General features: G+C 65.4%; 18 protein-coding genes. All 18 read right to left on the bottom strand.

Annotation, left to right across the window (positions count from 1 at the left end; translation table 11 throughout):
* Positions 1–50: 50 nt before the first annotated feature.
* The 18 genes from lgt to NRG74_RS14125 all read right to left on the bottom strand — a co-directional run bounded on the left by lgt (position 51) and on the right by NRG74_RS14125 (position 23,855).
* Positions 51–863: a prolipoprotein diacylglyceryl transferase gene (lgt, locus tag NRG74_RS14040; protein WP_017641011.1), complete on the bottom strand. Its 813-nt coding sequence runs from the start codon at positions 861–863 to the stop codon at positions 51–53.
* A gap of 19 nt (positions 864–882) precedes the next feature.
* A complete protein-coding gene (locus tag NRG74_RS14045; RefSeq protein ID WP_257706597.1) occupies positions 883–1,665 on the bottom strand; it encodes a sulfite exporter TauE/SafE family protein in 783 nt (260 codons plus the stop codon).
* A gap of 76 nt (positions 1,666–1,741) precedes the next feature.
* Positions 1,742–4,021 (bottom strand): phosphoenolpyruvate--protein phosphotransferase, encoded by a 2,280-nt coding sequence (gene ptsP / locus NRG74_RS14050; protein ID WP_160924102.1) that lies wholly within the window; start codon positions 4,019–4,021, stop codon positions 1,742–1,744.
* A gap of 111 nt (positions 4,022–4,132) precedes the next feature.
* Positions 4,133–4,606 (bottom strand): RNA pyrophosphohydrolase, encoded by a 474-nt coding sequence (locus NRG74_RS14055; RefSeq protein WP_007161635.1) that lies wholly within the window; start codon positions 4,604–4,606, stop codon positions 4,133–4,135.
* Between the two features lie 191 nt (positions 4,607–4,797).
* Positions 4,798–6,321, bottom strand: a complete 1,524-nt coding sequence (locus NRG74_RS14060) for an MFS transporter (protein ID WP_257704578.1) — start codon at positions 6,319–6,321, stop codon at positions 4,798–4,800.
* 111 nt (positions 6,322–6,432) lie between these two features.
* Positions 6,433–7,446 carry an Ldh family oxidoreductase gene (locus NRG74_RS14065; protein ID WP_017641016.1) on the bottom strand — a complete coding sequence of 338 codons (1,014 nt, stop codon included), beginning with the start codon at positions 7,444–7,446 and terminating at the stop codon, positions 6,433–6,435.
* 92 nt (positions 7,447–7,538) lie between these two features.
* Positions 7,539–8,606 (bottom strand): uroporphyrinogen decarboxylase, encoded by a 1,068-nt coding sequence (gene hemE, locus NRG74_RS14070; protein ID WP_184292003.1) that lies wholly within the window; start codon positions 8,604–8,606, stop codon positions 7,539–7,541.
* 96 nt (positions 8,607–8,702) lie between these two features.
* Positions 8,703–9,143, bottom strand: coding sequence for a cyanase (gene cynS / locus NRG74_RS14075; RefSeq protein WP_160924104.1), 441 nt, complete (start codon positions 9,141–9,143; stop codon positions 8,703–8,705).
* Positions 9,144–9,332: 189 nt separating this feature from the next.
* On the bottom strand, positions 9,333–10,751 hold the full coding sequence (locus tag NRG74_RS14080) for an FAD-dependent oxidoreductase (protein ID WP_064309265.1): 1,419 nt from the start codon (positions 10,749–10,751) through the stop codon (positions 9,333–9,335).
* A 90-nt stretch (positions 10,752–10,841) separates the two neighbouring features.
* Positions 10,842–15,290: a glutamate synthase large subunit gene (gltB, locus tag NRG74_RS14085; protein WP_257704586.1), complete on the bottom strand. Its 4,449-nt coding sequence runs from the start codon at positions 15,288–15,290 to the stop codon at positions 10,842–10,844.
* Positions 15,291–15,506: 216 nt separating this feature from the next.
* A complete protein-coding gene (locus NRG74_RS14090) occupies positions 15,507–17,099 on the bottom strand; it encodes an AAA family ATPase (RefSeq protein WP_257704588.1) in 1,593 nt (530 codons plus the stop codon).
* A gap of 18 nt (positions 17,100–17,117) precedes the next feature.
* On the bottom strand, positions 17,118–18,212 hold the full coding sequence (aroB, locus tag NRG74_RS14095; RefSeq protein WP_257704590.1) for a 3-dehydroquinate synthase: 1,095 nt from the start codon (positions 18,210–18,212) through the stop codon (positions 17,118–17,120).
* A 52-nt stretch (positions 18,213–18,264) separates the two neighbouring features.
* The gene (aroK, locus tag NRG74_RS14100) at positions 18,265–18,783 is read right to left on the bottom strand and encodes a shikimate kinase AroK (protein WP_026083835.1); all 519 of its coding nucleotides are present in this window, start codon (positions 18,781–18,783) and stop codon (positions 18,265–18,267) included.
* A 5-nt stretch (positions 18,784–18,788) separates the two neighbouring features.
* Positions 18,789–21,038 (bottom strand): type IV pilus secretin PilQ, encoded by a 2,250-nt coding sequence (pilQ, locus tag NRG74_RS14105; protein ID WP_257704593.1) that lies wholly within the window; start codon positions 21,036–21,038, stop codon positions 18,789–18,791.
* Positions 21,038–21,556 (bottom strand): pilus assembly protein PilP, encoded by a 519-nt coding sequence (locus NRG74_RS14110; RefSeq protein WP_026083837.1) that lies wholly within the window; start codon positions 21,554–21,556, stop codon positions 21,038–21,040. Before NRG74_RS14110 ends, pilQ begins: the two co-directional genes overlap by 1 nt.
* Complete coding sequence (gene pilO / locus NRG74_RS14115) at positions 21,553–22,206, bottom strand: type 4a pilus biogenesis protein PilO (RefSeq protein WP_017641025.1); 654 nt, start codon at positions 22,204–22,206, stop codon at positions 21,553–21,555. The genes NRG74_RS14110 and pilO overlap by 4 nt, the downstream gene beginning before the upstream one ends.
* Positions 22,203–22,790 (bottom strand): PilN domain-containing protein, encoded by a 588-nt coding sequence (locus tag NRG74_RS14120; RefSeq protein ID WP_017641026.1) that lies wholly within the window; start codon positions 22,788–22,790, stop codon positions 22,203–22,205. Before NRG74_RS14120 ends, pilO begins: the two co-directional genes overlap by 4 nt.
* The gene (locus NRG74_RS14125) at positions 22,791–23,855 is read right to left on the bottom strand and encodes a pilus assembly protein PilM (RefSeq protein WP_026083838.1); all 1,065 of its coding nucleotides are present in this window, start codon (positions 23,853–23,855) and stop codon (positions 22,791–22,793) included.
* Positions 23,856–23,933: the final 78 nt, after the last annotated feature.

The following is a 23,933-nucleotide window of genomic DNA, read 5'->3' on the forward strand; positions in this document are numbered from 1 at the left end:
CTGAACTATAACAGGCCGCCCGCACTTGTCATGCGGGCGGTCCCCAGACGTCATTCGGCGCGGACGACCGGCTGCGGCGCGCGGCGATGGGCATAGACCATGAGCGCGATACCGCCCAACACCATGGGCACGCAGAGCACCTGCCCCATGGTCAGCCAGCCCCAGGCCAGATAGCCGAGCTGGGCATCGGGCACCCGCACGAATTCGACGATGAAGCGGAAGATGCCATAGCAGAGCACGAACAGGCCGGACACGGCCATGGTCGGCCGCGGCTTGCGCGAATACAGCCAGAGGATCACGAACAGCGCCACGCCTTCCAGGGCGAACTGATAGAGCTGCGAAGGATGCCGCGGCAGCTGGGCCGGATCGCTGTAGGGCGGGAAGATCATCGCCCAAGGGACATCGGTGGGCTTGCCCCAGAGCTCGGCGTTGATGAAGTTGCCGATGCGGCCGGCACCGAGGCCGATGGGTACCAGCGGGGCGATGAAGTCCATCAGCTCGAAGAAGCCCTTGTTGTGGCGCTTGCCGAACCACCAGACCGCCAGGATCACGCCGAGCAGGCCGCCGTGGAAGGACATGCCGCCCTTCCAGACCTCGAAGATCAGCGTCGGATTGGCGATGTACTCCGCCAGGTTGTAGAACAGCACGTAGCCGAGTCGCCCCCCGGCGATGACCCCCAGCGCCACCCAGAACACCAGATCCGACAGCGTCTCGCTGGTCCAGCGCGGATCGAAGCGATTGAGCCGACGCTTGGCCAACCACCAGGCGCCACCGATCCCCACCAGGTACATGAGCCCGTACCAGTGGATCTTCAGCGGCCCCAGCGACAGGGCCACCGGGTCTATTTGCGGATACGGCAGCATGGTGCCTCCTTGAAGGGGATCAGAGTAAGAAGTTGAGACCGACGCCGAACAGCAACAGGGCGAACAGGCGCTTGAGCAGTCGGGGCGACAGGCGATGGGCCAGTCGCGCACCGAAACGGGCCGAGAACATGCTGGTCAGGGCGATACCCAGCAAGGCCGGCAGATAGACATAGCCCAGGCTCCAGGCGGGCAGGCCCGGCTGCTGCCAGCCGACCAGGATGAAGGACAGCGCCCCGGACAGGGCAATGGGCAGGCCGCAGGCCGCCGAGGTGGCCACCGCCTGCGGCATGCTCAGGCTGCGCCAGATCAGGAAGGGGACGGTAAGCGAGCCGCCGCCGATGCCGAAGATGGCCGAGGCCCAGCCGATCACCACCCCGGCCACCGTCAGCGCCGGCTTGCCCGGCTCACCGGCCTGGGCCTTGGGGCGCAGGTCCAGCGCCAACTGCAGGGCGATGAGGATGGCGAAGGTACCGATGATCTTCTGCAGCAGCGGGCCGTGGATGGCGGCGGCGGTCAACCCACCCAGGGCGCTGCCGAAGACGATGCCCAGGGCCATCCAGGCGAACAGGCGCCAGCGCACGGCGCCAAGCCGGTGATGGGCCCAGACGGAATTGAGCGAGGTGAAGACGATGGTGGCCAGCGAGGTACCCACCGCCAGGTGGGTGAGGATATCCGGATCGAGGCCCTGGGCGGTAAAGCTGTAGACCAGCACCGGCACGATGATCAGGCCGCCGCCGACCCCGAACAGACCGGCCAGCAGCCCGGCGCAGACGCCGAGCACCAGGAAGAGCAAGAGATCCATCATCACCTCGGGCGCAGGAGGCGGCATGGTACGCCGCTGCCTGCCCGGCGGGAAGCGGCCTTCCCGCCGGACACGCTCAGCTCTGGACGCTGGCCGCCGGGTTGATCACCCGACCCAGTCCGAGGTTGCGCAAGGCGAGATGCAGGGCGCTGTGGATGACCTGGGGGTTGTCGATCTGGCGCATCTGCTGCACCAGTTCCCGGGCCTTTTCCAGGGTGACCTGGCGCAGCAGCCATTTCACCTTGGGCAGGTTGGTGGCGTTCATCGACAGGGTATCGAAGCCCATACCCATGAGCAGCACCGCCGCCGCCGGATCGCCGGCCATCTCGCCGCAGATGCTGACCGGCACCCCTTCGGCATGGGCGCCATCGACCACCTGTTGCAGCGCCTGCAGCACCGCCGGGTGGAAGTAGTCGTAGAGATCGGCCACCCGCGGATTGTTGCGATCCACCGCCAGCAGGTACTGGGTCAGGTCGTTGGAGCCTACCGAGATGAAGTCTACCTGGCGCGCCAGATCACGGGCCTGGTAGACCGCCGAGGGTACCTCGACCATGACGCCCACCGGCGGCATGGGAATGTCGACACCTTCGTCACGCACCTCGCACCAGGCACGATGCAACAGATGCTGGGATTCCTCCACCTCGTGCACGCCGGAGATCATCGGCAGCATGATGCGCAGGTTGTTCAGGCCTTCGCTGGCCTTGAGCATGGCGCGGGTCTGCACCAGGAAGATTTCCGGATGATCCAGGGTGACGCGGATGCCGCGCCAGCCCAGGAAGGGGTTGTCTTCCTTGATCGGGAAATAGGACAGCGCCTTGTCGCCGCCAACGTCCAGGGTGCGCATGGTCACCGGCGCCGGATGGAAGGCCGCCAGCTGCTCGCGATAGATGGAGAGCTGCTCCTTCTCGCTGGGAAAGCGCTCATTGACCATGAAGGGGACTTCGGTGCGATACAGCCCGACCCCTTCGGCGCCCCGCTGCTGGGCGCGGGCCACGTCGGCCATCAGGCCGGTGTTGACCCACAGCGGCATGCGGTGGCCGTCGAGGGTCTCGCAGGGCAGGCTGCGCAGGGCGTCGAGGCCCTGGGTCAGCTGGCGTTCCTCTTCCACCACGTCGCCGTACTGCTTGATCAGCGTCGGCGAAGGGTTGGTGAATATCTCGCCGTGGTAGCCGTCGACGATGAGGTCGATGCCGTCCACCTTGGAATATGGCAGGTCCACCGCGCCCATGACGGTGGGCACGCCCATGGCACGCGCCAGGATGGCGACGTGGGAGTTGCCCGAACCTAGTACCGAGATCAGGCCGACCAGGCGCCCCTCGGGCACCTCGCCGAGCATGGCCGGCGAGAGCTCCTCGCTGACCAGGATGGTGTTTTCCGGGTAGATCAGGCAGGCCTGGTGGGCCTGCTGCAGATAGGCCAGCAACCGGCGCCCGAGGTCACGCACATCGGCGGCGCGTTCGCGCAGATAGGCGTCGTCCATCAGCTCGAAGCGCTGGACGTGCTCCATCACCACCTGGCGCAGGGCGCCCTGGGCCCACTGGCCGCTCTTGATGATGGTGGTCACCTCGTTACCGAGGGCGGCGTCGTCGAGCATCATCAGATAGACGTCGAACAGCGCCTGCTCTTCCTTGCGCAACTGGGTGGACAGCCGCTTGGACAGCGCCTTCATGTCCGCCCGCACGCCTTCCAGCGCCGAGCGGAACAACTGCAGCTCGGCGTCGATGTCGGTCACGGTCTTGTCCGGGACGACTTCCAGGTCGGCCGGTGGCAGGACCACCACCGCCTTGCCGACGCCGACCCCGGGCGAGCCGGGGATGCCGACGAAGCGGGCTTCCTGGATGCCCCTGCCCTGCCGATCCAGACCACGGATGGTCCCGGTGGCCTCGGCATGGGCGATCACCCCGGCGAGCTGGGCGCTCATGGTGACCAGGAAGGCTTCCTCGCCCTCGTCGAACTGACGGCGTTCCTTCTGCTGCACCACCAGCACGCCCATGACCCGACGGTGGTGGATGATGGGTGCACCGAGGAAAGACGCATAGCGTTCCTCACCGGTCTCGGCGAAATAGCGAAAGCGCGGGTGGCTGGCGGCGTCTTCGAGATTGAGCGGCTCTTCGCGGGTGCCGACCAGACCGACCAGGCCCTCGTTGGGGGCCATGCTGACCCGGCCGATGGACTTCTTGTTTAGGCCCTCGGTGGCCATCAGCACGAAACGGTTGGTGTCCGGATCCAGCAGATAGACGGAGCAGACCTGCGACTGCATAGCCGCGCGGACGCGCTGCACGATGATGGACAGTGCCGACCCCAGATCCTTGGCGGCATTGACCTCCTGGACGATCTTGCGCAGAACTGCAAGCATCTAGCGCCTCCGCAGCCGACGCCCGGCGGATCCGCCGGCGTGCATCACGTGTCGTTCATCCTGCATGACCACAGCTTCTCCTCACCTCTTTCGCACCGGCCGTACCGGCAATCAGGCCAGCAAGCGGGGTGCCAACTCCTTGAGCGCCCGCCGATAGACCTCTCGCTTGAAGGTCACCACCTGGCCCAGAGGGTACCAGTAGCTTACCCAGCGCCAGCCATCGAATTCCGGCTTGCCCGTCACATCCATCCGCACCCGCTGCTCTTCCGCGGTCAGCCGCAGCAGAAACCACTTCTGCTTCTGGCCGATGCACAGCGGACGGCTGTGGGTGCGCACCATGCGCTGCGGCAGACGATACCTCAGCCAGCCCCGCGTACAGGCCAGGATACGGACATCATCGGGGCTCAGCCCCACCTCTTCGTTGAGCTCCCGGTACAGCGCCTCTTCGGGCGTTTCCCGGTCATCGATCCCACCCTGGGGAAACTGCCAGGCATCCTGGTTGATGCGGCGAGCCCACAGTACTTGGCCGGCATCGTTGGCGAGAATGATGCCGACATTGGGGCGAAAACCATCAGCGTCGATCACGGCTGCCACCCTTGAAAAATATCGTTGCCCGCATTGTTCCACAAAGCCCGACAGCCCAGCAATGCAAGCTCCGGACCGACCGGGGCGCGGCCGACCGGCGCAGGCTCCCGGCAACCGCCGCGACCTGCAAAGGCCCGCATTATGGTGGTCGCCAGCTGAACGTCGGCTTAAGGGCGGGCAATCGTCGTGCGCTAGCGGAAATGCCGCTGTACGGCCATGTAGACCGCCAGCGCCAGACCGATCCAGCCGACCAGCCAGAAATAGTCGAGATAGCCCAGCACCTGACTCTGGCGGGTGACCAGACTGGAGATCTGCGCCAGGGCGCTGTCGGCGCCGGTAGCCTGCCGATAGCGTTCGCCGTAGGCCTGGTAGTTCGGGGCATAGGGGTTGACCGCAGCGCTGAGCACCGTGGCATGGAAGGCGTCGCGCCACTGCAGGAAGACGTTGGACAGCACGATACCCATGGGCATGACCAGTTGCTGGGTCATGTTCTTGATCTGGTAGGCCTGGCTGAAATAGGCCGGCTCGACGCGCATGAAGGTGTACATGATGATCACCGCGAAGGTGCCGATCAGGTAGGTGCCATGCATCATCAGGCCCGGCACCAGCTGCTGATAGAGGGGCACGTCGCCGTGCTGGTGCACCATCCAGAAGCCGTAGCCGGCCAGCAGCAGATAGCCCGCCACCAGGTACTTGCGAAAGCCGCCCCAGGGAAAGCGCTCGCGCAGCCGCACCGAGGTGATCATCAGCAAGGGTGCCAGGCCGCACAGCCAGCCCAGCGCCATGACGCCCCCGGCGGTATAGACCGGCAGCTGCAGACCGTTGACCACATACTGGGGAATGATGAAGTTGTAGGCCCCGAGCAGGAAGTAATTGAGCATCATGAACAGCATGCCGGCGAGAAAGCCGGGGGTGATGGCGTGCTTGAAGTCCAGGGTAGGCCGTGCCAGGCCGCGCTCGTAATAGACGTAGAGCCCGAGGATCGCCGTGCCCAGCAGCAGCTCCAGGGCCAGCCACGGACCATCGCTGAAGAAATCGAAGGCCAGCCGCTGGGTGGTGGTGGTCAACAGCAGACTGCCACCCGCCAGCAGCACCATGGACAGCAGCGACGGCGCCCCGGAATTCTCCAGCGGGTGGGAACGCCGCGGCAGCGACAGCCAGACGCAAATGGCCACCAACGCGCAGGCCAGCGCCGGCACCATGAAGATGGCGCGCCACTGATGGCCTTCCAGCAATTCCGCGGTGGTGAAGGACGCCAGCGCACCCCCCAGGGGCACGCCCGAGGCGAAGGCGCGGATCCCGGTCGGCAGCTGCGGACCGGAGAAATACATCTGCACCAGCACCCGCGCCCCGGCAAAGAAGGTGGCGGCGCCGGCGCCCATCAGGACGCGTCCGGCGATGAAAATCGGCAGATCGGTGGCCACCAGGCAGCACACCTGGCCGACCAGATGGATGCCGACGGCGGTAAAGATCAGGTTGCGATAGCCCAGGCGCTGGGCGAACCACTGGTGCGGCGCGCTGGTGACGATGACGGCGACGCTGTAGCAGGCGGTCGCCAGGCTGTAGCTGCGCGGGTCGATGCCGAGGCCGCCATAGACATAGCGGTTGGCCAGGGCGATGGACAGGTTGTCGAGAAAGTACACCAGCACCATCAGGGTGATGCTCAGCAGCAGCAGGCCGCGGTGATGGGGGCGATCGGTGTCGTCGGCGTACATGAAGACCCAGGGCTGGCACTAAGGGGGCCAGTCGTGGACCCTGCGTCTGGCACGGGGTTCAGAGGCCGCGTTGTCGCAGCCTCCTTCAGGTGATGCGCATCGCGTCCCGGCTCAGCCAGGTAGCAGGGCCCGGACGTCGGCTAGGAGTTCGTCCGGCACCTCCACCCAGCCACGGGTGGTATTGCGAGCCCGCGCCTGGTAGCGGCGCTGCGACGGCAGGCGGGCGCCCTGGGCCTCGATGCCGGCGAACAACTGCTCGGCGCGCTGCTGGTAGTCGCCTACCGCGGCGCCGAGAAAGCGCTGGGGATCGAAGGCCAGGATGAGTTCGCCGTGATAGGGCAAGCCACCCGCGCCGGCGTCGACCGCGGAAGATTCCGGGCTGGTGAGATCGCCGATCAGGGGTCCGGCGAGCAATTCGATCATGGCCGACAGCGCCGAGCCCTTGTGACCACCAAAGGTGAGCATGGCGCCCTCCTCCAGCACGGTGCGGGCATCGCTGCTGGGAGCGCCCTCGGCATCCACTCCCCAGCCTTCGGGCAGGGCCTTGCCGGCACGGCGGTGCAATTCGATTTCGCCGCGGGCCACGGCGCTGGTGGCGAAATCGAAGACGAAGGGTTGCCCTTCCGGTCGCGGCCAGCCAAAGGCGATGGGATTGGTACCGAACAGCGGGCGACGACCGCCGGCCGGGGCGACATAGGCCTGGGTCGGATTGCAGGCCAGGGCCACCAGGCCCCTGGCGGTGAGGGCTTCCATCTCCACCCAGAGCGCCGAGAAGTGCACGCAGTTGTTGATCGCCAGGGCCGCCAGGCCACAGGCGCGCGCCTTGGCTTCCAGCAGCGGCAGACCGGCGTGGAAGGCCAGCGGCGAGAAGCCACCCCCGGCATCGACCCGGACGATGGCCGGCGCCACGTCCTCGATGCGGGGTTCGGCATCCGGCACCACCTTGCCGGCCTTGAGCGTCTTGACGATGCCCAGCAGCCGATAGATGCCGTGGGAGGCACAGTCATCACGCTGGCCGGCCACCATCATGGCGGCGATGGCTGTACTCTGCGGTTGACTGAAACCCTGGGCCGCAAGCACCTCTTCGGCCAGGTGCTGCAGCTCTTCCGGGGTCATCTGGGCCATGGCGGCGCTCCATCGGGAAAACCCCGACTATGCCGCAACCAGCCACGGCCCGCTCGCTCGACTTGGGACCGGTCATGCCGATCCCGGCACAGTCAGCCCTGGTGGTAGCGCCCCGACAACTCGTGCACGGCTTCGATGAAGGCGCCGGCGTGAGCCGGGTCCACCTCGGGAGTGATGCCGTGACCCAGGTTGAAGACGTGGCCGCTGCCCTGGCCATAGCTTTCCAGGATACGCCCCACCTCGGCGCGAATGGCCGCCGGCTTGGCGTAGAGCACGCTGGGATCCATGTTGCCCTGCAGGGCAACCTTGGCACCCACGCGGCGGCGCGCTTCGCCAATGTCGCAGGTCCAGTCCAGGCCCAGGGCCTCGGCGCCGCTGTCGGCCAGGCTTTCCAGCCAGAGACCGCCGTTCTTGGTGAAGAGGATCACCGGTACCTGTCGTCCTTCATGCTCGCGGATCAGCCCGGCGACGATCTTGCGCATATAGGCCAGGGAGAACTCCTGGTAGGCCGCGGCGGACAGGTTGCCGCCCCAGGTATCGAAGATCTGCACCGCCTGGGCGCCAGCACGAATCTGGCCGTTGAGGTAGGAGGTGACCGCCTGGGCCAGCTTATCCAGCAGCAGGTGCAGGGCCTCGGGGGTGTCGTAGAGCATGGCCTTGGCCTTGCGGAAATCCTTGCTGGAGCCGCCTTCGATCATGTAGGTAGCCAGGGTCCAGGGGCTGCCGGAAAAGCCGATCAGGGGTACCCGGCCGTCCAGCGCCGTGCGGATGGTGCGCACGGCGTCCATCACGTAGCCCAGGTCGGATTCGGCATCGGGGATCGGCAGCGCCTCGATGTCGGCCGGGGTATCGATCACCTTGCGAAAGCGCGGACCCTCGCCAGTCTCGAAATAGAGGCCCTGGCCCATGGCATCGGGGATGGTGAGGATGTCGGAGAAGAGGATGGCCGCATCCAGGGGATAGCGCTCCAGCGGCTGCAAGGTCACCTCGCAGGCGAATTGCGGGTTCTTGCACAGACTCATGAAGTCACCGGCGCGGGCCCGGCTGGCGCGGTACTCGGGCAGATAGCGCCCGGCCTGGCGCATCATCCACACCGGGGTGACGTCCACCGGCTGCTTGAGCAGGGCACGCAGGAAACGGTCGTTCTTCAGGGCAGTCATGGCGACATCCGGCAGCAAAAGTGCCGGCATTGTCGCAAAGCGGCTGGCAAAAGGCACTGCACCGGGGCGTGCCTTTTATCTATCGCACCGATCGGCTTACCAGCTCTTGTAGGGCAGGAACTTGCCGTTGAGCACGATCTGCACCCGGTCGCCCTTGGGATCGGCCACCCGCGAGATGTCCATGCTGAAGTCGATGGCACTCATGATGCCGTCACCGAACTCTTCATGGATCAGGGTTTTGATGGTATCGCCGTAGACATGGATCATCTCGTAGAAGCGATAGATCAGCGGATCGGTCGGCACGGCCTTGTCCCACTGCTTGTGCGGGAAGGCTTGCAGCGCCAGGGAAACCTCGCTCGGTAATTCCAGCACTTGGCACAGGCGTTCCGCCACCGCCGGCGCCATGCTGTTCATGCCCAGGCAGGCGGAGGTGGTCCAGACCGAGGACATTTCCAGGCTGGCGGCGATCGCCGACCAGCTCAGGCCCAGGCGCTGCTTGGCGGCGAGAATGGCGGCGGTCATTTCGGGCTTGTTCATGGCAGTACCTCGCAGGAGAGAACCAGAACCTTTGCAGACCCTGTGCCAGACGCAGAAAGCGCTCTGGCACGGCCTCCACAGCGCCCTGCCCGCCTTTCGCTGCACCAGAAAGCAGCCCTATCCCCGCATGGCGCCCAAGAAAAAAGCCGACCGGCTTGCACCGGTCGGCTCTTGTCCAGCGGCCTGGCCTCAGACGCCCAGGTAGTCGAGGATGCCCTCGGCGGCGTTGCGGCCTTCGAAGATGGCGGTCACCACCAGGTCGGAGCCGCGCACCATGTCGCCACCGGCAAAGATCTTCGGGTTGCTGGTCTGGTGCTTGAACTCGTGCAGCCCCGGCGCGACGACCCGGCCCTGGCTGTCGATGTCGATGTTGAACTGCTCGAACCAGGGCGCGGGACTCGGGCGGAAACCGAAGGCGATGACCACCGCATCGGCCGGCAGGATCTCCTCGGAACCGGGGATCGGCTCGGGACTGCGGCGGCCACGGGCATCGGGCTCGCCCAGACGGGTTTCCACCACCTTGACGCCTTCCACCTTGTCTTCGCCGATGATGGCGATGGGCTGGCGGTTGAAGAGGAACTTCACGCCCTCTTCCTTGGCGTTCTTCACTTCCTTGCGCGAGCCCGGCATGTTGGCGGCGTCGCGGCGATAGGCGCAGGTCACGCTCTTGGCGCCCTGGCGGATGGAGGTGCGGTTGCAGTCCATGGCGGTGTCACCTCCGCCCAGAACCACCACGCGCTTGCCCTTCATGTCGACGAAGTCGGCCGCATCTTTTTCGAAGCCCAGGTTGCGGTTGACGTTGGCCACCAGGAAATCCAGGGCGTCGTGGACGCCAGGCAGGTCTTCGCCGGGGAAGCCGCCCTTCATGTAGGTGTAGGTGCCCATACCCAGGAAAACCGCATCGAATTCCTCGAGCAGCTGATCCATGGTCACGTCCTTGCCCACCTCGGTGTTCAGACGGAATTCCACGCCCATGCCGCCGAAGACCTCGCGACGGCGACTGAGCACGGTCTTTTCCAGCTTGAATTCGGGGATGCCGAAGGTCAGCAGGCCACCGATCTCGGGATGCTTGTCGAACACCACCGGGGTCACGCCATTGCGTACCAGGATGTCGGCGCAACCCAGGCCGGCCGGACCGGCACCGATCACGGCGACCCGCTTGCCGGTGGGCTTGACCTTGGACATGTCCGGGCGCCAACCCATGGCGAAGGCGGTGTCGGTGATGTACTTCTCCACCGAGCCGATGGTCACCGCGCCGAAACCGTCGTTGAGGGTACAGGCGCCCTCGCAGAGCCGATCCTGCGGGCAGACGCGACCACAGACCTCGGGCAGGGTGTTGGTCTGGTGCGACAGTTCCGCCGCCGCCAGGATGTTGCCTTCGGACACCAGCTTGAGCCAGTTGGGAATGAAGTTGTGCACCGGGCACTTCCATTCGCAATAGGGGTTGCCGCAACCCAGACAGCGATGCGCCTGCTCGGCAGCCTGCTGCGGCTTGAAGGGATCGTGGATCTCGACGAATTCCTTCTTGCGCTGGCGCAGCAGCTTCTTCTTTGGATCCTTGCGACCGACCTCGATGAACTGGAAGTCGTTGTTCAGACGTTCAGCCATTTCCAAACCTCTTGAAGCGACGCCCCTTCAGCAGGGCGCCACGAGCTATCACGGTGAAACCGGCGCCTTGAGGCGCCGGCATCGAAGTCGTTATTCCGGACGGGCGCGGGTGCTGACCAGCAGCGACGCCAGGCTGGCGGCCTTGGGCTTCACCAGCCAGAACTTGCGCAGGTAGTCGTCCAGGTTCTCATGGAGATGGCTGCCCCAGGCGCTGCCGGTCTCGCGCACGTATTCAGCCAGCACCCCTTCCAGGTGGCTGCGGTAGGCCTCCATGGCCTCGCTGTTGATGCGCTGGATCTCTACCAGTTCGTGGTTGACCCGGTCATAGAAGCCGTTGTCCAGGTCCAGCACATAGGCGAAGCCGCCGGTCATGCCCGAGCCGAAGTTGTAGCCGGTCTTGCCCAGGACGCAGACGAAGCCGCCGGTCATGTACTCGCAGCAGTGGTCGCCGGTGCCTTCCACCACGGTGTGGGCCCCGGAGTTACGCACCCCGAAGCGTTCACCGGCGGTGCCAGCGGCGAACAGCTTGCCACCGGTGGCGCCATAGAGGCAGGTATTGCCGATGATGGCCGATTCCTGGCTCTTGAAGCCCGCGCCCTGGGGCGGGGTGATGACCAGCTTGCCGCCGGTCATGCCCTTGCCCACGTAGTCGTTGGCATCGCCTTCCAGATACAGGTGCAGGCCGCCGGCATTCCAGACGCCGAAGCTCTGGCCAGCGGTGCCCTTGAAGCGGAAGGTCAGCGGCGCCTTGACCATGCCCTGGTTGCCGTGACGCCGGGCGATTTCGCCGGAGACACGGGCACCGATGGAGCGGTCGCAGTTGCCGATACTGAGGCTGAAGTCACCGCCTTCGAGCTTTTCGATCCCGGGCAGCGACAGGCGCACCATTTCTTCGGCCAGCAGGCCCTGGTCGAACGGCGGGTTCTTTTCCACCTGGCAGTATTGCGGCTTCTCGGCCGGAATGTGATCGCTACCCAGCAGCGGGGTGAGGTCCAGGTGCTGCTGCTTGGCGGTCTCGCCCGGCAGGATTTCCAGCAGATCGGTACGGCCGATCAGCTCACCCAGGCTGCGTACGCCCAGCCTGGCCAGCCACTCACGGGTTTCCTCGGCGATGAAGGTGAAGAAATTCATCACCATCTCCACCGTGCCGATGAAGTGTTCCTTGCGCAGCCGGTCGTTCTGGGTGGCGACGCCAGTGGCGCAGTTATTCAGGTGGCAGATGCGCAGGTACTTGCAGCCCAGGGCGATCATCGGCGCGGTGCCGAAGCCAAAGCTCTCGGCGCCGAGGATGGCCGCCTTGATCACGTCCAGGCCGGTCTTCAGGCCGCCGTCGGTCTGCACCCGGACCTTGCCGCGCAGATCGTTACCGCGCAGGGTCTGGTGCGCCTCGGCCAGGCCCAGTTCCCAGGGCGAGCCGGCGTACTTGATGGAGGTCACCGGCGAAGCACCGGTACCGCCGTCGTAGCCGGAGATGGTGATGAGGTCGGCATAGGCCTTGGCCACACCGGCGGCCACGGTGCCTACGCCAGGCTCGGACACCAGCTTGACCGATACCAGCGCCTTGGGATTGACCTGCTTGAGGTCGAAGATCAGCTGCGACAGGTCTTCGATGGAATAAATGTCGTGGTGCGGCGGCGGCGAGATCAGGGTCACGCCGGGTACCGCATAGCGCAGCTTGGCGATCAGGCCGTTGACCTTGCCGCCGGGCAGCTGACCGCCCTCGCCCGGCTTGGCGCCCTGGGCCACCTTGATCTGCAAGACCTCGGCATTGACCAGATACTCGGGAGTGACGCCGAAGCGGCCGGTGGCCACCTGCTTGATCTTGGAGCTCTTGATGGTGCCGTAGCGCGCCGGATCCTCACCGCCCTCACCGGAGTTGGAGCGGCCGCCCAGGCGGTTCATGGCCTCGGCCAGGGCCTCGTGGGCTTCCGGCGACAGGGCGCCCAGGGAGATCCCGGCAGCATCGAAGCGGGTGAAGATGTTGGCCAGCGGCTCGACCTCTTCCAGCGCCAGGGGCTGGTCGCTGGTCTTGACCTTGAGCAGGTCGCGGATCATCGCCACCGGGCGCTGGTCCACCAGCGCGGTGTATTCGCGGAACTTGGCGTAGTCGCCCTGCTGCACGGCGGCCTGCAGCAGATTGACCACGTCCGGGTTGTACGCATGGTATTCGCCGCCATAGACGAACTTGAGCAGGCCACCCGGCTGGATCGGCTTGCGGTTGTTCCAGGCTTCGCCGGCCAGCAGCTTCTGCTCGGCTTCCAGGTCGACGAAGCGCGCGCCCTTGATGCGGCTGGTGACGCCGGGGAAGCACAGATCGGTGACCTCGTCCGCCAGGCCCACGGCCTCGAACAGCTGGGCGCCGCGATAGGAGGCGACGGTGGAGATGCCCATCTTGGAGATCACCTTGAGCAGGCCCTTGGTGATGCCCTTGCGGTAGTACTTGAACACCTCGTAGAGGTCGCCCAGCACCTCGCCGGTGCGGATCAGATCGCCCAGCACCTCATAGGCCAGGAACGGATAGACCGCAGTGGCGCCAAAGCCCAGCAGCACGGCGAAGTGGTGCGGATCACGGGCGGTGGCGGTCTCCACCAGGATGTTGCTGCTGGTACGCAGCCCCAGGTTGACCAGGTGGTGATGCACGGCGCCGGTGGCCAGCACCGCATGCACCGGCAGCTTGCCCGGTTCGATGTGGCGGTCGGTCAGCACTAACAGCACCTTGCCGGCGCGCACCGCTTCCTCGGCCTGCTCGACGATGTTGCGCAGCGCCGCCTCGAGACCCATGGACTCGGGGTAATTGAGGTCGATCGTGACATGCTCGAAGCCGGGCTTGGGCATGTTGAGGATGGTCCGCCACTTGGCCGGCGAGATCACCGGGCTGCTCAGGATGGCGCGATAGGCGTGCTCGGCGGTTTCCTCGAAGACGTTGCGCTCGGCACCCAGGCAGGTCTCCAGGGACATGACGATGGACTCGCGCAGCGGGTCGATCGGCGGGTTGGTGACCTGGGCGAATTGCTGGCGGAAGTAGTCGTAGGGCGAACGGATGCGCCGCGACAGCACCGCCATGGGTGTGTCGTCGCCCATGGAGCCCACGGCTTCCTGGCCCTGCTCGCCCAGCGGACGCAGCACCTGGTCACGCTCCTCGAAGGTGACCTGGAACATCTTCATGTACTGGCGCAGCTGATCCTGGTCGTAGAAGGCCGAACCGTGATCATGGTCGTCAAGGGTCGCCTGGATGCGCATGGCGTTCTTGCGCAGCCACTGCTTGTAGGGATGGCGCGCCTTGAGACGATTGTCGATGTCATCGGTCTGCAGCACCTCGCCGGTCTCGGTGTCCACGGCCAGGATCTGGCCCGGGCCGACCCGGCCCTTGGCAATGACGTCGTCGGGCTGGTAGTTCCAGACGCCTACTTCCGAAGCCAGGGTGATGTAGCCGTTCTTGGTGGTCACCCAGCGCGCCGGGCGCAGGCCGTTGCGGTCGAGCAGGCAGACCGCGTAGCGGCCTTCGGTCAGCACCACGCCGGCCGGACCGTCCCAGGGCTCCATGTGCATGGAGTTGAATTCATAGAAGGCGCGCAGATCGGCGTCCATGGTCTCGACGTTCTGCCAGGCCGGCGGAATGATCATGCGCACGGCGCGGAACAGGTCCATGCCGCCGGTCACCAGCAGCTCCAGCATGTTGTCCATGCTGGAGGAGTCGGAACCGACGCGGTTGACCAGCGGACCGAGCTGGTCGAGATCCGGGATCAGTTCGTTGACGAACTTGGTCCGCCGCGCCTGGGCCCAGTTGCGGTTGCCGGTGATGGTGTTGATCTCGCCGTTGTGGGCGAGATAGCGGAAGGGCTGCGCCAGCGGCCACTTCGGCAGGGTGTTGGTGGAGAAGCGCTGGTGGAACACGCAGATGGCGGTAGCCAGGCGCGGATCGCCGAGATCCGGATAGAAGGCGGCGAGATCCGCCGGCATCATCAGGCCCTTGTAGACGATGACGCGGGACGACAGGCTGCAGATGTAGTGCTCGGCGTCTTCGGCGTTGCGCACCGAGGAGCGGCGGCGGGCGGAGAACAGCTTGACCCCGAACTGCTGGTCGTCGAGACCCGGACCGGCGACGAACACCTGCTCGATGCGCGGCAGTCGCGCCAGGGCCAGCTCGCCCAGTACCGAGGTGTCGATGGGCACCTTGCGCCAGCCGACCAGGGTCAGACCAGCGGCCTCGATCTCCAGGTTCATGTTGGCGCGGGCCTGTTCGGCGCGGGCCTCGTCCTGGTTGAAGAACACCACGCCCGCGGCGTACTGCTCGGGCAACTCGGCGCCGAACTGCTCCTGGGCGATGGCGCGCAGGAAGGCATCCGGCTTCTGCATGAGCAGACCGCAACCGTCACCGGTCTTGCCGTCCGCGTTGATACCGCCCCGGTGGGTCATGCAGGTCAGGGCTTCGATGGCCGTTTCCAGCAGGTCATGGCTGGGCTCGCCCTGCATATGGGCGATCAGGCCGAAGCCGCAGTTGTCCTTGAAGCTATCGGGATTGAACAGGCCTGCTTTCATAGCGCTCTCACCGGCAATCAGGTTATTGCGAAGGCATCACAAAACGGTCCGCTTATTTGAACTTTTTTCGGACAGTCAAAGGCTGACCAGTGTAGCGAAAAAATCGCTTACGACAAACACTGATGACACCTGATGAAAATTCGATGACGCAAAAAAGAAAGCCCCGGCATCACGCTCGTGATAGCACCGGGGCTTTCTTTACGTAGCAGGCAAGAATCAGCGACTGGTGGCGATGTCCTGCTGGATGCTGGCGAAGGTCCGCGGCCAGGGTTTGCTGGCCTGCACCTTGGCTGGCAACTGCTTGACGGCCGCTTCGGCCGCTGCCCGATTGGCGAAGTTGCCGTAGGTCACCACATAGAGCGCCTTGCCCTGGTAGCTCTTCTTGAAATAGCGGAAGTTGCCACTGTCGGCCTGGGCGGCGATGAAGTCCTGCGCCGCCTTCTCGGTGCTGGTACCCACCACCTGCAAGGCGTACTTGCTGCCCGCCTGACTACCGTACCAACCCGCCGCTGCGCTGCCAGCATGAGCGGTCGCTGCAGCCGGAGCCGGCTTGGTCGGTGCAGGGATAGGCGCAGGTGCGGTGTGACGGGGCGCCGGAGCCGCCACTGCCGGAGCGCTGGCCGCCGGAGTACGCGCCGGCGTGCGGCTGGGCAGTTCGTCCTCGTCACTGATGGGTGGGGCATCGGTGGTCACGGTCGGCGGCACGCCGCCCGCACCCATGTCGTTACCCGCGGCGGTACCCGCCTGCCGACCGCCCGCCGCTTCCGCGAGGGGTTCACGGATGACCGGCTGCGACTCGCCCACCAGCGGCAGGGGCAGCGGTTTGGAAGAGCCGTCGAACTGGATGGGCGCCCCCTGGGCGTCCTTACCGGCAGAGGCGGTGTTCTGGCCACCCATGGGCAGGTCCTGTCCGGCCGTGCCGGTGGCCGGGGCCTCGCTCTTGCCGCCCTTGAGCGACAGCGCCGCGGCACCCACCGCCAGCACCACCACCCCGAGAATGACCAGGTGCTTGCGCGGCAGGGCCGCCAGCAGATTGCGCGAGCCTTTCGCCGGTGCCGCGGCCTTCTTGCGCCGGGCGCTCATGCCGGCCACCAGCACATCCCGGGCTTCTTCGTTGAGCCGACCGGGCCAGCCGCCGGAGCGCTCGTGGATGGTCGTGAGCTGCTCGTCGGTAAAGATCTCCAGGCCCTGGCCGGCACCTTCCAGGCGCTGGGCCAGGTACTCCTCGGCCTCGCTCTCGCTGTAGGGCAACAACTCGATGGCGTGATAGCGCTCTTCGCCCTGGGCAATGTCCTCCAGGCGCATCACCACTTCCGCTTCGCCGAACAGGAAGACGTGCAGGCGCTCCTTTTCGCTGCCCCCGGCCAGCTCCAGCAGAGCTTCCAGCGCGGGCGTGGCCAGGGCCTCGGCGTCATCCACCAGGATGTAGACCTCCTGCCCCGCCAGGCGCACTTCCGCCGCCTGTTCGAGAATGGCTGCAGGCGTCTGGCTGTCGGCACCCACGCCCTTGGCGACCTGGGCCAACACCGTGCGGGCGTCACCGCCGTTCTGCGCGGAAATCACCACGCAGTGCACGGCTTCCTTCTTGGTGCTGGCCGCCAGCGCCTGGCGCAACAGCGTCTTGCCACTGCCCTCGGGACCACTGACCACCAGCAGCAGCTGGCTGTAGCGGGCCAGGTGATGCAACTGGCCCAGCACCGGCTTGCGCTGGGCCGGAAAGAATTTGAAACCGGGAACGCGGGCGGCGAACGGGTCGTGAGTGAACTGATAGTGACCGAGGAAGGCTTCGTCGGCGTGCAGATTGGACATGGGACTCTCTTGTTCTCCTTACTGGGCGGTCAGCGCTTGGTAATCGGTACGCAGCGTCTGCTCGAGAATGTCGCGGGCGAAGTCGGCGGTCACCACGGCCTGGCCCAAATCACTGAGCAGCACCAGCCGGAGTTGTCCATCCAGGACCTTCTTGTCCACCGCCATGAGGCGTTCGAAATCGGCCGGCTGCATGTCCGCCGGCGGTACCACGGGCAGCTTGGCCTTAACCAGCAGGCGAATGGCGCGGTCGCGCTGCGCGGCACTGAGCCAGCCCAGCAGCAGGGACATCTGCAGCGCCATGACCATGCCGGCGGCAACCGCCTCGCCGTGCAGCCAGACGCCATAGCCCTGGTGGGTCTCGATGGCGTGACCGAAGGTATGGCCGAGGTTGAGGATCGCCCGCAGACCCGACTCGCGCTCGTCGCTGCCCACCACTTGGGCCTTGGCCGCACAGGAGCGCTCGATGGCTTCGGTGAGCGCGCTTTGGTCCAGTGCCAGCAGCGCCTCGACATGCTCTTCGAGCCAGCCGAGAAAGGGTTCGTCGCAGATCAGGCCGTACTTGATGACCTCGGCCAGACCCGCCGACAGTTCGCGAGCCGGCAGGGTCGCCAGGCTGTCGGTATCGATGACCACGGCCTTGGGCTGGTAGAAGGCGCCGATCATGTTCTTGCCCAGCGGGTGGTTGATGCCGGTCTTGCCGCCCACCGAGGAATCGACCTGGGACAGCAGCGTGGTCGGCACCTGGATGAAGTCCACCCCGCGCTGATAGCAGGCCGCGGCGAAACCGCCCATGTCGCCGATCACCCCGCCGCCCAGGGCGATGAGGGTGGTCTTGCGATCATGGCGATCCTGCAGCAGGCCGTCGAAGATCAGCTGCAGGGTTTCCCAGTTCTTGTGCGCCTCGCCATCGGGCAGCACGATCGAGCTGATCGGGCGATCGCCCAGGGTGCGCAACAGACGCTCCAGATAGAGCGGCGCGATGGTTTCGTTGGTGACGATCGCCACCTTGCGCCCGGCGAGATGGGGCAGGACGCATTCCGGTCGATCCAGAAGGCCCTGGCCGATGTAGATCGGGTAGCTGCGCTCACCGAGCTCGACGTGAAGAGTCCGCATGCCGTCACCTTGATTCAAAGGGCGCCTAGCATAGCGCAGAACGCTCGCGGCTTTAATGCGGTGCCAGGGCTTTCAGACGGTCGAGTATCTGCAGCACGACCATCCGGGGGGGCCGCTCGTCGGTCTCGATGATGATGTCGGCGATCTCCCGATACAGCGGATCGCGCATGGCCATGAGATTGCGCAGCACCGCCGCGGGATCGGCGGTCTGCAGCAGCGGTCGATTGCGATCCCGGGAGGTGCGCTCGATCTGTTGCTCGATGGAAGCATGCAGGTAGATGACCCGCCCGCCGCGCTTGAGCGCCTGGCGATTGTCCTCGCGCAGCACGGCGCCCCCACCGGTGGCCATCACCAGGCCGTTCTCCGCGCACAGCTCGGCGATCGCGGCGCGTTCGCGCTCGCGAAAGCCCTGCTCGCCTTCCACATCGAAGATCCAGGGGATGTCGGCACCGGTGCGTTCTTCGATTACCTTGTCGGAATCCTTGAACGGCAGCCGCAATTCCTTCGCCAGGAGCCGGCCGATGGTGCTCTTGCCCGAGCCCATCGGTCCTACGAGAAACAGATTACGCACTTATGTCATCGACCAACCGCTATCGCCTGGTTGTTCATGATACGCGGCGTGAGGAAGATCAGCAGCTCGACTTTGCTGTCGGTGACCGAATCCCGGCGGAACAGCCGACCGACATAGGGAATATCCCCCAGCATCGGCACCTTGGTGGTGGACTTGGTCTGGGTGTTGGAGAACACCCCGCCCAGCACGATGGTCTCGCCATCGCTCACCAGGACCTTGGCATTGACCTCGTTCTTGCTGATCGGCGGCACGCCATTGAGCGCGTTCTGGTAGTCAGGTGCATCCTTGTTGACCTTGACCTCCATGATGATGCGGTTGTCCGGAGTGATCTGCGGCGTGACCTCCAGCGACAGAGCGGCCTGCTTGAAGCTGGTGCTGGTGGCACCGCTGGAGCTGGCTTCCTGGTAGGGGATTTCGGTACCGCGCAGGATCTTGGCGGTCTCCTTGTCCGAGGTCACCACCTTGGGCTGGGAGATGATCTCGCCATTGCCGCTAGATTGCAGAGCGGACAGCTGCAGGTCGAGCATCTGACCACCAGCCATGAAACCGATGCCGATGCCCGAAGTGCTGCCGGAGACGCCCATGTCCACGAAGGGCGTGGGCGCGAGGCCAGTGGCAGAGGTGACGTTACCGATGGTACTGGTTCCAGGCAGGAAAGCCTGGTTAGTGGTGCTATCAACGGTCGTCGCGCCATCCTTGCCATAGACCGCGAAATTGCCCTGGCGAGTATTGCCGCCCCAGCGAACGCCCAGCTGCTTGCTGTAGTCGACGTTGGCTTCCACCAGCCGCGCCTCGATCATCACCTGACGTACCGGGATGTCCAGCTGCGAGACGATGCGCCGCAGTTCGTCCAGGCGATTCTGGGTCTGGTAGGCGATGATGCTGTTGGTACGCTCGTCCACCGAGATGGAGCCACGCTCGTCGGCGGTCTTGTCGGCACTGGTCACCGACTGGAACAACTTGGCGATGTCGGCGGCCTTGGCATAGTTGACCTGGATCAGGTCGCGCCGCAGGGGAGCGAGCTGCTGGATCTGTTTCTGGGATTCCAGCTCCTGGCGCTCACGCGCGGCGATCTCGTCGGCCGGCGCGACCAGCAGCACGTTGCCGATCTGGCGCTTGTCCAGGCCCTTGGTCTTGAGGATCAAGTCCAGCGCCTGATCCCAGGGTACGTTCTGCAGGCGCAGGGTGATGTTGCCCTGCACGGTGTCGCTCGCCACCAGGTTGAGGTTGGTGAAGTCGGCGATCAGCTGCAGCACCGAGCGGACGTCGATGTCCTGGAAGTTCAGCGACAGCTTTTCGCCGGTGTAGGTGAAGCGATCGGCTGCGCGCTTTTCCTTTTCCTCGGTGGTGAGCGGCTTGACGCTCAGGGTCAGGCGATTGTTGGTCTGGTAGGCCAGGTAGTCGTAGGTTCCGGTCGGCTCGATGACGATGGACGCCCCGCTGCTGTCGGCGGAGGCGTTGACGAACTGCACCGGGGTGGCGAAGTCCTTGACGTCCAGCCGTACCCGCAACTCCTCGGGCAACTGAGTGCCGGCGAAGGTCAGGCGGATCTTGCCGCCCTGCTCCTGGATGTCCGGGTTGATGCCGGTCTCGCTCAGGTCGATGACCACGTTGCCCTCGCCCTGGGGACCCCGCTGGAAGTCGAGATGACGGATCGCCTTGCCGCGCAGTTGCGGCCGCGGCGCGGTCATGGCCGCCACGGTGGAAGTGGCCTGAGTCGGCGGCAGTGGCGTGCGGGTGACGGCGCTGGGCAGCGGGGCGGACGACGGCGCGGTCACGGTGGCCGGCGCCGCGGCACGCGGCAGGTTCGGCGTCAGGTTGGCCTGGGCGCCGGCCGCCTGGCGACCCGCGGTACCGCCGATGGTGACGAACAGGTTGCGACCGTCGGCACGGGTGTCGTAGCTGGCCAGATTGGTGAGGTTGATGATCAGCCGGGTCCGGTTGCCCGCCTCGACCACCGTCACGCTGCGGGCATTGCCATTGCCCAGCTCGCGGCTCTTGGTACCCAGCTTGTTGGCCACGCCGGGCAGGTCCAGAGCGATCCGCGCCGGCTGCTCGATGGTGTAGCCCTTGGGGATCGGCACCGGCTGATCGAAGGTCAGCTTGAGTTCGATGCGATCCCCGGGCAGGGAGGCGACGTTCAAGGCCTGCAGATCGGCGGCCAGGACCTGGCCGGCCAGGCTACCCAGCAACAAGGCCAATCCCAGTCCCAGCCGTCTTGCGCTATTCGTCTTCACTGTACTTGCCCCGCCCATTAAGTCTTTTCCTTCAAGGTGATGGTGCGCGGCCGTTCCAGCCAGCCACCCTCGCCATCCGGGACGATTTCGATCACGTCGATCTCACCGTCGGTGATCTTGGTGATGCGCCCGTCGTTGCGGCCCAGGTAGTCCCCCACCTTGACGCGATGTACGCCCCCGGCGCCGTTGACCAGCGCATAGCGGCCACTGGCGTTGGCCAGGATGCCCACCATGCTGAAGGTCTCGATGTTGAAGCCTTCGAGAAACTGCTTCGGCCGATTCACGTCCGGCTTGATGTTGCCGGTCCCGCGCTGGCGCACCGTGGGGTCGATGCGTACCGGCGCCTGGAAGGGGCTGCGCAGCGCCGCAGCGGCATAGGTGAAGGGTTCGTAGGCGCGGAACTGCGGCAGCGGCTCGATGGAACCGCGCGGCTTGGCGCGGGTTTCGTCCATGAAGGCCTGCAGATCGCTGGTATCGCTGGAACCGCAGCCGACCAGCACGCCGGTCAGCAGGCAGAGCAACAGAGGCGTCCTCATTTGCCGAGCCCCTTGTCGTTGTAGCGATAGGTCTTGGCCAGGACGTTCATGCGCAACTTGCCACCGGTCCCGGATACCGTGCCGCCGCCATTGGCGTTTCGGTCATCCACCGGCTTGAGGTCGAAGTCGTGCAGGGTGACGATGCGCGGCAGGCTGGAGACGCTGCTGACGAAGGTCGCCAGGTCATGATAGTTGCCCACCACGGTGATCTGGATCGGCAACTCCACATAGAACTGCTGGGTCACCTCGGGCAGGAGCTTGATCTGCTCGAATTCCAGGCCACTGCCCAGGCCGGTCCGGGTGATGTCCTCCAGCAGCGCCGGCACCTCGGTATCGCCGGGCAGCTGACGCAGCAGCGCGCCGAAGGACTCTTCCATCTCGACCATCTGCTGCTTGTAGGCATCCAGATTGGCGGCCTGGAAGGCCTTGCTGGCGTATTGCTGCTTGAGGGTCTCTTCCTGGGTGCGCTGGCTGTCCAGCTGCGCCTGCATGTCGCTGAGGTGGAACTGATAGCCGAGCAGGAGCACCACCAGCACGATCAGCAAGCAGGCGATGACCTTGACCGGCTTGGGCCAGGAACCGAGGTTCTCCAGGCTGAGTTCGTTGATGTCGACCTTGCGCAGGCTGGCCAGGGAATCGGCGAGACTCATGGTTTGCCTCCCTTGGCGAGCGGGGCCGGCGCAGGAGCGCCGGGCTGGGTCTGCTTGACGGTGAGCTGGAAGGTGTTGGCCTGATCCACCGCCCCGGCAGTGGTCGCCTTCACCTCGATCAGCGTAGGCGAAGCGAACCAGTCGGAGGCGTCCAGATTACGCATCAGGTTGGAGACCCGGTTGTTGGATTCCGCCTCGCCGCTGATGGACAGGGTGTCGCCCTGCATCTTCAGCTCGCGGAAGTACACGCCGTCCGGCAGGGTGCGCACCAGTTGATCGAAGACGTGGCCGATGACCGGGCGGTTGCCCTGCAGGTCCTGGATGATCTTCATCCGTGCCAGCAGTTGCTGGCGCCGGGTCTTGAGCTCGCTGATCTCCTTGATGCGCACGTCCAGCTGGGCGATGTTCTGCTGGATGAAGGCATTGCGCGCCTCCTGACGGGCGATCTCGCCGGACAGGTACTGATCCCCGAGAAACACGGCGCCGCACGAGAGCACGAAGATGCCGCCCAGGATCACCAGGAACTGCTTGCGCCTTTCTTCGCGCAGCTGCTCCCGCCAGGGCAAGAGGTTGATGCGGGCCATCTAGTCGAAACTCCTCATGGCCAGGCCGCAGGCGATCATCAGCGCCGGGGCGTCACCCGCCAGGGCCGCCGCATTGACCTTGTTGCTGACGGTCATGTCGGCGAAGGGATTGGCCAGGACCGTGGGGGTGCCGATTTTCTGCTGGATCAAGCGGTCGAGTCCGGAAATTGACGCGGTTCCTCCAGCAAGCAAGATGTAGTCCACATCATTGTATTGCCCGGCGGCGAAAAAGAACTGCAGCGAACGCGCCACCTGTTGCACCACCGCCTCGCGGAAGGGCGTCAGTACCTCGCTCTGGTAGTCGTCGGGCAGGCCACCCTGCTTCTTGGCCAGACCGGCCTCCTCCACCGACAGCCCATAGCGACGCTGGATCTCTTCGGTGAGCTGGCGGCCGCCAAACAGCTGCTCGCGGGTGTAGATGGTCTTGCCGTTGTGCAGCACGCTCAGGGTGGTCATGGTGGCGCCGATGTCGACCACCGCCACGGTCAGGTCGTCGACGTGGCCGCCGAGCTGGTTGGCCAGCAACTGGTAGGCGCGCTCCAAGGCATAGGCCTCGACGTCGACCACCTTGGCCGAGACGCCGGCCAGCGCCAGGGCCGCTTCGCGGACCTCGACGTTTTCCTTCCGGCAAGCGGCCAGCAGCACCTCGACGCGCTCGGCGTTGCGTGGCGACGGCCCCTGCACCTCGAAGTCGATGGCGACCTCGTCCAGCGGATAGGGAATGTACTGGTCAGCTTCCAGCTTGATCTGGTTTTCCAGCTCGTCGTCGGTGAGGCCGGCATCCATCTCGATGGTCTTGGCGATCACCGCCGAGCCGGAGACGGCCACGGCGGCGCTGCGCGCGGAACTGCGCGCCTTGACCAGCACCCTGCCGATGGCGAGGCCCACGCCCTCCAGCTCGGCGATGTTCTTTTCCACCACGGCATTAGCCGGCAGGGGTTCGACCGCATAGGCTTCCACCCGGTAGCGCCCGCCTGCACGGCTCAACTCGATGAGTTTCACGGATGTCGAACTGACGTCGATACCCAGCAGCGTATTCGCCTTCTTTCTGAATAGCCCTAGCACATCAGTTCCCTATGAGCGACGGTGGTCTTCCGCGGACGGGCATTAGATAACAGACTTGACACCCGAGCAAATAGCGGC

The sequence above is a fragment of the Pseudomonas oryzihabitans genome, assembly GCF_024652905.1.
Taxonomy (GTDB): domain Bacteria; phylum Pseudomonadota; class Gammaproteobacteria; order Pseudomonadales; family Pseudomonadaceae; genus Chryseomonas; species Chryseomonas benzopyrenica.

What these genes read in the sequence shown, in the direction of transcription:
- hemE (WP_184292003.1), bottom strand. Translation starts at nt 8,606, where the DNA reads ATGACTGCCCTGAAGAACGACCGTTTCCTGCGTGCCCTGCTCAAGCAG.
- NRG74_RS14080 (WP_064309265.1), bottom strand. Translation starts at nt 10,751, where the DNA reads ATGGCTGAACGTCTGAACAACGACTTCCAGTTCATCGAGGTCGGTCGC.
- cynS (WP_160924104.1), bottom strand. Translation starts at nt 9,143, where the DNA reads ATGAACAAGCCCGAAATGACCGCCGCCATTCTCGCCGCCAAGCAGCGC.
- NRG74_RS14110 (WP_026083837.1), bottom strand. Translation starts at nt 21,556, where the DNA reads ATGAGGACGCCTCTGTTGCTCTGCCTGCTGACCGGCGTGCTGGTCGGC.
- NRG74_RS14060 (WP_257704578.1), bottom strand. Translation starts at nt 6,321, where the DNA reads ATGTACGCCGACGACACCGATCGCCCCCATCACCGCGGCCTGCTGCTG.
- pilQ (WP_257704593.1), bottom strand. Translation starts at nt 21,038, where the DNA reads ATGGGCGGGGCAAGTACAGTGAAGACGAATAGCGCAAGACGGCTGGGA.
- aroB (WP_257704590.1), bottom strand. Translation starts at nt 18,212, where the DNA reads ATGCGGACTCTTCACGTCGAGCTCGGTGAGCGCAGCTACCCGATCTAC.
- NRG74_RS14120 (WP_017641026.1), bottom strand. Translation starts at nt 22,790, where the DNA reads ATGGCCCGCATCAACCTCTTGCCCTGGCGGGAGCAGCTGCGCGAAGAA.
- pilO (WP_017641025.1), bottom strand. Translation starts at nt 22,206, where the DNA reads ATGAGTCTCGCCGATTCCCTGGCCAGCCTGCGCAAGGTCGACATCAAC.
- NRG74_RS14045 (WP_257706597.1), bottom strand. Translation starts at nt 1,665, where the DNA reads ATGGATCTCTTGCTCTTCCTGGTGCTCGGCGTCTGCGCCGGGCTGCTG.
- NRG74_RS14090 (WP_257704588.1), bottom strand. Translation starts at nt 17,099, where the DNA reads ATGTCCAATCTGCACGCCGACGAAGCCTTCCTCGGTCACTATCAGTTC.
- NRG74_RS14065 (WP_017641016.1), bottom strand. Translation starts at nt 7,446, where the DNA reads ATGGCCCAGATGACCCCGGAAGAGCTGCAGCACCTGGCCGAAGAGGTG.
- lgt (WP_017641011.1), bottom strand. Translation starts at nt 863, where the DNA reads ATGCTGCCGTATCCGCAAATAGACCCGGTGGCCCTGTCGCTGGGGCCG.
- gltB (WP_257704586.1), bottom strand. Translation starts at nt 15,290, where the DNA reads ATGAAAGCAGGCCTGTTCAATCCCGATAGCTTCAAGGACAACTGCGGC.
- ptsP (WP_160924102.1), bottom strand. Translation starts at nt 4,021, where the DNA reads ATGCTTGCAGTTCTGCGCAAGATCGTCCAGGAGGTCAATGCCGCCAAG.